General features: G+C 58.0%; 4 protein-coding genes. 3 read left to right on the forward strand and 1 reads right to left on the reverse strand.

The window, feature by feature from the left end:
* Positions 1–169: hypothetical protein (locus VGK48_24620; protein ID HEY2384373.1), on the reverse strand; the 169-nt coding region annotated here is incomplete at its 3' end.
* Positions 170–448: 279 nt separating this feature from the next.
* Here VGK48_24620 and VGK48_24625 point away from each other — a divergent pair.
* The 3 genes from VGK48_24625 to VGK48_24635 all read left to right on the forward strand — a co-directional run bounded on the left by VGK48_24625 (position 449) and on the right by VGK48_24635 (position 6,673).
* Positions 449–1,879 carry an RNase adapter RapZ gene (locus tag VGK48_24625; GenBank protein HEY2384374.1) on the forward strand — a complete coding sequence of 477 codons (1,431 nt, stop codon included), beginning with the start codon at positions 449–451 and terminating at the stop codon, positions 1,877–1,879.
* The gene (locus VGK48_24630; GenBank protein HEY2384375.1) at positions 1,876–2,559 is read left to right on the forward strand and encodes a nucleotidyltransferase family protein; all 684 of its coding nucleotides are present in this window, start codon (positions 1,876–1,878) and stop codon (positions 2,557–2,559) included. The genes VGK48_24625 and VGK48_24630 overlap by 4 nt, the downstream gene beginning before the upstream one ends.
* A gap of 124 nt (positions 2,560–2,683) precedes the next feature.
* Positions 2,684–6,673 carry a carboxypeptidase-like regulatory domain-containing protein gene (locus VGK48_24635; protein HEY2384376.1) on the forward strand — a complete coding sequence of 1,330 codons (3,990 nt, stop codon included), beginning with the start codon at positions 2,684–2,686 and terminating at the stop codon, positions 6,671–6,673.
* Positions 6,674–6,706: the final 33 nt, after the last annotated feature.

Below are 6,706 nucleotides of genomic sequence, written 5' to 3' on the forward strand. Positions count from 1 at the left end.
GATCGACTGTCGGGTAGTACGTTTCTGTCAGAACTCCCCGGAAGATCGTAAACCAGACGCGGCTGCCATCCGAGTAAGCAGTCCCCACGGCCTGCTTGTTGGCGTGGGTCCACCGCGGTTCGGTCCCCGGTTTTCCAAAAGCAACTTTCGCTGCGCGCGTTTCAGCCATATCGTCCTCCAGCCCAAATCGCAGGCGCAAAAGGAGAGCGAAAATCGTGCCAAAGCGTCCGCTCGATCCTGTGGGGCTGCTGACACGCGCGATCAGGTTAGGTTGTGGTAATCCACTGCCTCATTCGGCAATATCAGACCACCCGTATGCGCGATCCATCAAGGTGTCAATGAATTGATCGTCCTCGATCCGGAGACCATGCTGCTGGTGAAGCAATAGCCGCCAATTCCGCAAATTAGTTCGTGGAATTGGCGTAATTGCCGGATATCTTTGAAATGCATGGACGTTCTGAACAGGCTCTTCGAGCAGCATTTTCATTCGCCGCCCGAGCGTGTTCAGCCATTGCAAGGGCAGCTCGGAGGGTCCGGCCGCAACATCGTTCGGATTGCGAACTCGAGCCACAGCGCGATCGGCATTATTTATCCGGTGCGCGAAGAGAACGCCGCTTTCCTGGAATTTTCGAAGCACTTCCGGCGGCACGGCCTGCCGGTTCCCGAGATCTATACGGAATCGCTCAGTGATGGCGCGTATCTCGAGCAGGACCTTGGCGACACGACGTTGTTTGAATTTCTCTCGAAGAATCGGGCGGGTTCCGAGATCCGGTCCGAGGTCGTCGATGCCTACCGGAAAGTAGCCGGCATTTTGCCGCGTTTCCAGGTCGAAGCCGGACGCGGCCTGAATTACAAAGTATGTTATCCGCGCGCGAGCTTTGACCGGCAGTCGATCGCGTGGGATCTGAATTATTTCAAATATTATTTCCTGCGCCTCGCGGGAATTCCATTCAACGAGCAGGCTCTTGAAAAGGATTTCGGACGGTTGACGAAATTTCTCCTGACCGCCGATCACGATTACTTTCTCTATCGGGACTTTCAATCGCGCAATGTGATGCTCCAGGATGGCAGGCCGTTCTTTCTCGACTATCAGGGCGGCCGCAAGGGCGCGCTGCAGTACGACATCGCATCACTGCTCTACGATGCCAAGGCGGACCTGCCTCCGGAGTTGCGCCAGCATCTTCTGGACCACTACCTGGAAATCCTCTCGACCTTCACGAATATGACGCGCGATAAATTCATGCAGCATTACTATGCATACGTTTATGTGCGCATCATGCAGGCCATGGGCGCCTATGGCTTCCGCGGTTTCTACGAACGGAAGCCGCACTTCCTGCAATCGGTTCCGTATGCCCTGAAAAATATCCGGTGGCTGCTGCACAACGTTGAACTTCCCGTTGCCTTGCCGACTCTGATCGATGCGTTCAGAAGCATGGTCGCTTCCGAAAAGTTGCAGGGCCTGGCCGCGGAACCGGGCCGGCTCGGTCTCCGCATTTTCAGTTTTTCATTTCATAAGGGCTCGATACCGAAGGACGAGTCGGGTAATGGCGGCGGATTCGTTTTCGACTGCCGTAGCGTTCCGAATCCCGGCCGCGAGGAACGCTTCAAAAGCCTCACGGGCAGAGACGCGCCGGTTATCGAATACCTTATGCAGCAGGAGGCGTCTCATCAGTTCTTTGGCAACGTTGTCTCGCTCGTGGACGCCAGCGTCAATGCATACCAGCGCCGGGGATTCAAGAACCTGATGGTTTCGTTCGGATGCACCGGCGGCCAGCACCGCTCCGTCTACTTTGCCGAGCAGCTCGCCAGGCATTTTCAGGGCAAAGCAGGTCTCGAAGTGGTCTTGCATCATCTCGTTCTGGAGAGCATGGGCAGATGAAAGCCATGGTCCTCGCCGCCGGTCTGGGCACGCGGCTGCGGCCGCTGACGGATACGCGGCCGAAAGCGCTCGTCGAAATCGGCGGCCGCACGCTGCTGGAGATCAATCTCGAGCGGCTGCGGACGTTTGGGGTCGATGACGTCATTATTAATGTTCATCACTTCGCCGACATGATGGTGGAGTACCTGAAAGCGAAGGACAATTTCGGGATGCACCTCGCAGTCTCCCGCGAAGCAGAACTCCTCGATACCGGTGGCGGTCTGAAGAAGGCGGCCTGGTTCTTCGGTGACGATGCGGAGCCGTTTGTTCTGCATAACGTCGACGTGATCACCTCGATCGATCTCCGAAGGATGGCTGAATATCACAACGAACACGCTGCTTTGGCCACACTCGCCGTTCAGGACCGGCGCACATCGCGGCCTCTCGCTTTCGATCAGCAACTGCGGCTGACCGGACGCGGAGCGGGATTCGCATTTTCGGGAATTCACGTGATCTCACCGCGCCTGCTCCCGATGCTAAAGGAAGATGGCGCGTTCTCGATCATCGATTCCTACCTCCGCCTGGCGTCCGAAGGAAAAAAGATTCTGGGTTTCCGCGCCGACGAATACGAATGGCGCGATGTCGGGAAGCTCGACGATTTGTCAGCTGCAAGTGACGCGAATTCCGCCAATCGGGCCTGAGTCATTCACCCTTTGTATTTCGCATTGAAATTCCGATTGACTTCCCGCGCGGCCGGTTTCAAACTGACCCCACAAAATTTCTGAAGATTACATAAAGCGACTAACCCATTTCCGTGAGGTGATCATGCGGGGAACGCGCATCACTGCTGCGTTGGCTGTTTGTTTGCTGTTGGCGGTTTCTGGTCTGGCGCAAGAAGGAATCAATGCGGCACTTAGTGGTACGGTGTCGGATAACACGGGGGCTTTGGTCCCCGGAGTCGAAGTAACGGCGAAAAACCTCGCCACCGGAGTGGCTTCGACCACGATCACCAATGAGACGGGAACCTTCCGCTTCCCAAGTCTCCAGCCCGGAGAGTACCAGGCGAGCGCGGCTCTCGGCGGTTTTCAAACTCAGACTTTTCGCTTAACACTTGGTACGTCACAACAGATCCGGCAGAACTTCACTCTGCAGGTAGGAAACGTGGCTCAGGCCGTTGAAGTGACGACTGCAGCCGACGCGCTGCTGACGGCGTCGACGGCATCGGTCGGAACGGTGCTGCCGGCGAATCAGGTCGTGGACCTGCCGCTGGTCGGACATAACGTCATGGATCTGGTCACCAGCACGATGCCTGGTGTGACCGGCAACGGCCAGGCCAGTACGACGTTTGGCGGCGTTACCGCGGATGCCTCCGCCAATGTCGGCATCTCGCTCGACGGCGTTACGATGAACACCGGCAGACACACGCAGGGCCTCAAGCCCACGTTCTTTGTCACGCCGGATCTGGTGGACGAGATGCGCGTCGTTGTGGCGCCCGTCGACGTCGAAGGCAGAGGCGCCGCGCAGATCCAGGTGCGCGCCAGAAGCGGCGGCAATCAGTTTCACGGCGCGGTGACATGGAACATTCGGAACTCCGCACTGAATGCCGCAGCATGGAACGACAACCGCCTCGGCAATGCTCCGATCTGGTACAACCGGCATCAGACCACCGAAAGTCTCGGCGGACCGATTCTGAAGAACAAAACGTTCTTCTTCGCTCTATATGACCGGCAGGACCAGCTGCAAAAGCAGAGCACCGATTCCCTCGTCCTGACGCCTTTGGCGCGGCAAGGCATCTTCCGGTTCTTTCCCGGCGTGAACAACGGCAATGCCGACACGGTAGCGAACGGATCGGGTGCTACCCGCACGGTTGCGGTTGTGGACAGACTCGGCAACCCGCTGAGTCAGGCGCAGGTCGGAGCCACAGGCCCGATGCAAAGCTTCAACGTGTTCGGTGACGCTCTGAATCCCGGCGATCCTTTCCGGAAACAAATGGATCCCACGGGCTACATCGCGAAAATTCTGAATGTGATGCCGATGCCGAACGCATACAACGGAACACTCGGCGATGGCTTGAACACCGCCGTCGTCCGCTTCACACAACGAACGGTTGGAGTCTCGCCGGGAGGCACCGGCCAGTTCATCGATGCCTACAATCGCAATCAGATCAATCTCAAGATCGATCACAATTTCAGCTCCAGGCATCGCTTGAGCGGCACCTGGGTCAGGGAAGGCCACTACAGCGATAACAACGATCTGTCGCCCTGGCCCAACGGGTACCGGGGCGAAATCCGCGAAGATCCCAGAGTGCGCACGTTGAACTTCACGTCGACGCTGTCGCCGAATCTTCTCAATGAAGCACGCTATGCCTACCGCACCACGTCCCTGCAATGGACTCCCGCCATCGAAACTCCGGGAGTATCAAGTGCGGCTATGGGGTTCTTGCCGCAGGTTAACGGCTATCCCGTGTACGTCCGTCCGGTCCTCTTTCCCAATACCGTGATCGGGTCGAGCGCCGATTTCGGAAACACCAGCCCTCTGACGACCTATTCGGACGACATGAGCTGGACGCACGGCGCGCATGCCTTCAAAGGCGGCATCGAATTCCGTTATGCCTATACCTCCGGATATCAGCCGACGCCCGTCACCACTCCAACGCTGGGCTTGATTCCGACGGTCACCGGCGGTGCCGGAGGAGTCCCGGTTGCAGGTATCCAAAATGTCCCGAACCTGCTGACCAACAACATCACGGTGGCGCAGAATCTGTTGTTGGCGCTTGCCGGATCGGTCGGCAGTGTTTCAGAGCGATTCGAAACCTGGGAACCTACGGACACGCAATTCCTCGATTACAAGACGTCGTACCATCATCCGGGACAGCCGTCCGGAACCCGCGGGAAAATCCGGGAGAACCATCAAAACGAATTTAACTGGTTCTTCAAGGATGACTGGAAGGTCAAATCGAATCTCACGCTGAACCTTGGCCTGCGATGGGACCTGTTCCGCGTGCCCGACTTCCGGAGCGGTACGGGAGCGTTCTGGACGCGCGGGCCGGTCGACGGCATTGCCGGATGGTTCGGCGAGTCCGGACGCAACTTCAACCAGGCCTTCCACAACGGCGGCCAGTCGCTGGGCGGCTTGACTCAAATCGCTTTGATCGGCAAAGGTTCCAAATATCCGGACATGGGAATCTGGCCGAGCGACAAGCACAATTTCTCGCCCGCAGTCGGGTTCGCCTGGTCGCCGGCTTTCGGAGGAAAGGACAAGACGACGATTCGCGGAGGTTACCAGATTGCGAAACTGCTGCCCGGCAACAGTCTGTCGTGGATCGACAATGATCTCGGGCGTCTGCCCGGAATCGAATACAGCGCGACAGATTCGGGAGGCTCGGCGTATAGAGACCTGACGAGTCTCAGTTTCCCGTTGGCCTCCCCATCGAGCATTCCTTCGGTCGTGACGGTTCCGGTGACGGAGCGTTCGACGGCCCAATCGTTCTTTGCCCCGAACTACACGTCGCCCTACGTGCAGACCTTCACATTCGGATTCACCAGATCGTTGCCGTCGAACCTGATATTGGACGTGAAATACCTCGGCACCCGGGGTGTGAAGCTCCATTCGTCGATCAATTACAACGAGCCGGATTTCCAGCACAACGGTTTGCTGGATGCCTTGAACACGACGCGCGCCGGAGGCAACGCGCCGCTGTTCGATCAGATGTTGAATGGCTTGAACCTTGGAACCGGTATCGGCGTTGTCGGCCGCGACGTGACGGGGTCGGAGGCGCTCCGGCGGCACTCCTCGTTCCGCGCGAACATCGCCAACGGCAATTTCGACGCTGTCGCGAATACCCTGAACACCACAAACATCGGCGTCAACGTTCCTGCCGGCCAGACCGTTGCTGGCGCGACCCTGCGCTCCAGCGGTCTGTTCCCGGAAAACTTCATCGTCTCCAACCCTCAGTTTTCGACGATGGAGATGCGGAACAACTCCGATAGCTCCACCTACCACTCGCTGCAAACGCAAATCACCATGCGGCAGAAGCACGGAATCACCTACCAGGCCACCTGGACATGGAGCCGTGCCACCGGTGTGACGTCGATCACGCCCGATGGCGGCGGCACCACGGAAACCTATCGGGACTTCACCAACCGCCACGCCGACTACAGCGTCGCGAACTTCCAGCAGACGCATAACTTCCGGGGCTACGCCACACTCGAACTTCCGTTCGGCCCGGGCAAATTCGTCGGCGGAAACACCCATGGCGCTCTGGCCCGCGCAATCGAGGGCTGGCAATTCGGATCGATTTTCAATGCGTTCACGGGATCGCCATTGAACGTTGTTTCCACGACGACCATCAACCGGACCGGAACGCCGGACCTTATCGGAAACTTCCCCCGCAAGGGACAGGTGACCTGGGGCAATCCGTTCGGCAATTTCTTCTCGCAACAGTTCTACGGGGTTCCCGATCCTTCGTGCGCCAAAGAACCTGCCAACCTCGCGCAGTTCTGCACGAACAGAGCGCTCGCGACCGATCCCAACGGCCAGAACATCATTCTGCAGAATGCAGCGCCCGGCCAACCGGGCACGCTGGGATTGAATCCGATCTACGGACCCGGCAGCTGGGACGTGGATGCGAATATCCAGAAGCGGATCCGGATTGGAGAATCCAAAAATCTGGCATTCCGGATGGATACTCAGAACGTCTTCAATCATCCGTCACCGGGCGCTCCGAATCTGAATATCAATTCGGGCACATTCGGACAGATCAGCACCAAGACCGGAAATCGAACACTGGCAGGCCAGATTCGGTTCCAGTTTTAAAGGCGGGGAGTTCGAGGGTCGCACCCCGGAATT

This window comes from Terriglobia bacterium (assembly GCA_036496425.1).
In the GTDB taxonomy this organism is placed as follows: Bacteria; Acidobacteriota; Terriglobia; order 20CM-2-55-15; family 20CM-2-55-15; genus 20CM-2-55-15.

Coding starts and splice junctions, on each gene's coding strand:
- VGK48_24630 (HEY2384375.1), top strand. CDS start 1,876: ATGAAAGCCATGGTCCTCGCCGCCGGTCTGGGCACGCGGCTGCGGCCG.
- VGK48_24635 (HEY2384376.1), top strand. CDS start 2,684: ATGCGGGGAACGCGCATCACTGCTGCGTTGGCTGTTTGTTTGCTGTTG.
- VGK48_24625 (HEY2384374.1), top strand. CDS start 449: ATGGACGTTCTGAACAGGCTCTTCGAGCAGCATTTTCATTCGCCGCCC.